Raw genomic sequence first — 1,841 nt, forward strand, 5'->3', positions numbered from 1 at the left:
GAAGTGAAACGAAATAGCGCCGATGGTAGTGTGGGGTTTCCCCATGTGAGAGTAGGACATCGCCAGGCTTTAAATTTAAAGAGCCCGTTTGAAAGAACGGGCTTTTTTAGTCTTCAGGGACATCTTGATGCTGATATAGCTCAGGTGGTAGAGCGCATCCTTGGTAAGGATGAGGTCCCCAGTTCGAGTCTGGGTATCAGCACCATTTACAATTAGAATTTTACTTGGCGACCATAGCGCTTTGGACCCACCTGATTTCCTTTCCGAACTCAGAAGTGAAACGAAGTAGCGTCGATGGTAGTGTGGGGTTTCCCCATGTGAGAGTAGAACATCGCCAGGTTCTTATTAGACTCAAATAGTCTGACCAATGCGGAGCGGTAGTTCAGTTGGTTAGAATACCGGCCTGTCACGCCGGGGGTCGCGGGTTCGAGTCCCGTCCGCTCCGCCATTTATTCCAGACCTCAGCAGAAATGCTGGGGTCTTTTAGTTTGTGCTGAGTTAAGTTGGTCTTCGACCAATGAGTCCCGCAAAAGGTTTGCCCGTTGTCTGCAACCCGAGCCGCTCTGCCACTTATTCTAAAGCCTTGCTAGAAATAGCAGGGCTTTCTTCATTTAAGTTTATGTTGGCTCTTCAGCCGAAAGCGTCCCGTCGGAATGTCGACTCAGCCCCTCCGCAATTTATCCAGACCCTAACAGAAATGCCAGGGGCTTTTAGTTTATGCTGAGTTAAGTTGGTCTTCGATCAATAAGTCCCGTATGAAGGCCTGCCTGTAACCTGAGACTCTAGTCTCTCCACAGCTTGTTCTCAAAGCTTTGCTAAAGGCTGGGGTTTTTCAATATCCGTACATATTCATCTTTTAGGCTTATGCCTCCAGATAGCCGGAGGCTCTGGTCTTCATTCCCGATCCAAGCAGAAATGCCAGGATCTTTTAGTTTGTGTTGAGTGACTTTACTCAGACCTATAAGTTCCTCGTGTTGGGATCTTGCTTGATCTCAAGCTCTACAGATCCTCTGCTTATTCTGAACGTCAGAAGAAACCTCATATTCTTTTTGTCCGCTGTCACCTGTCTTGAGTCTTAGCTAGAAAGGTAATATCTATTAACTGTGGAATTTCAAAGTGGGTTATACGCTTGTATGTGGCGTTTGATTGGGCGCTGTATGTTGAAGTCTCTAGTCGATCCATGTTTACGCTGTTGTTGGCGTAAGGTGTACTGATATAACTGCTTAGGATTAATTTCAGGGCTTTCTCTGCTGAAATGAATGGGCGCATTTCTCGGCTTCACTGTACTCGCGTGGGCTCTTAGTGAATGTTTTTTCTTGATTTTTCGTTATAAAGAAAGAGCTTACTTTTAAAGCCTGTTCCTGGCTCTGTAAGCTCTCTAGAGCGTTACAGGTTGGTGATTACGATCGTTATGGGACCATTACGTACTAACAGCTTATAAAGTCATTGAAGGACTGTTAGAGAGCCAATACTGGCCTTTTATGAGTATCTATAGAGTGTTGGTGCTGGGACTGAGTGTAAAGTGGATAACGAAAGAGGCAAATGTGATTTGTGCTGTTGCTAAGCCTTAGGAGCCATACTTCTATTTATATCGCGATCTAATAAGAGAGGGGAGTAAAGATAAACTTTCTGGCAGCATGTTGGTTAAGCAAAATTTTTAAATCTAATGACGCAGGGTTACAGACTTATTGGCGAAGAGAAGAAGAGCTATTCGGGAATTTTAAACGAAAAAAAAGCCGCATCAATGATGCAGCTTTCCAAAAATGGCTCCTCCTGCTGGGCTCGAACCAGCGACCTGCGGATTAACAGTCCGTCGCTCTACCAACTGAGCTAAGGAGGAA

At 45.2% G+C, this 1,841-nt stretch carries 3 tRNA genes and 1 rRNA gene; 3 read left to right on the forward strand and 1 reads right to left on the reverse strand.

Annotated elements, in window-relative coordinates:
- The first annotated feature begins 129 nt into the window (after positions 1 to 129).
- From V1U08_RS22840 to V1U08_RS22850, 3 genes are all read left to right on the forward strand, one after another.
- Positions 130 to 205, forward strand: a tRNA-Thr gene (locus V1U08_RS22840).
- A gap of 18 nt (positions 206 to 223) precedes the next feature.
- Positions 224 to 340 (forward strand): 5S ribosomal RNA (gene rrf, locus V1U08_RS22845).
- Between the two features lie 31 nt (positions 341 to 371).
- Positions 372 to 448 (forward strand) — tRNA-Asp (locus tag V1U08_RS22850).
- Between the two features lie 1,316 nt (positions 449 to 1,764).
- Here the strand turns inward: V1U08_RS22850 and V1U08_RS22855 are convergent.
- Positions 1,765 to 1,840 (reverse strand) — tRNA-Asn (locus V1U08_RS22855).
- Position 1,841: the final 1 nt, after the last annotated feature.

Origin of the sequence: Vibrio sp. YYF0003, assembly GCF_036350715.1 — a bacterium.
Lineage (GTDB): Bacteria > Pseudomonadota > Gammaproteobacteria > Enterobacterales > Vibrionaceae > Vibrio > Vibrio natriegens.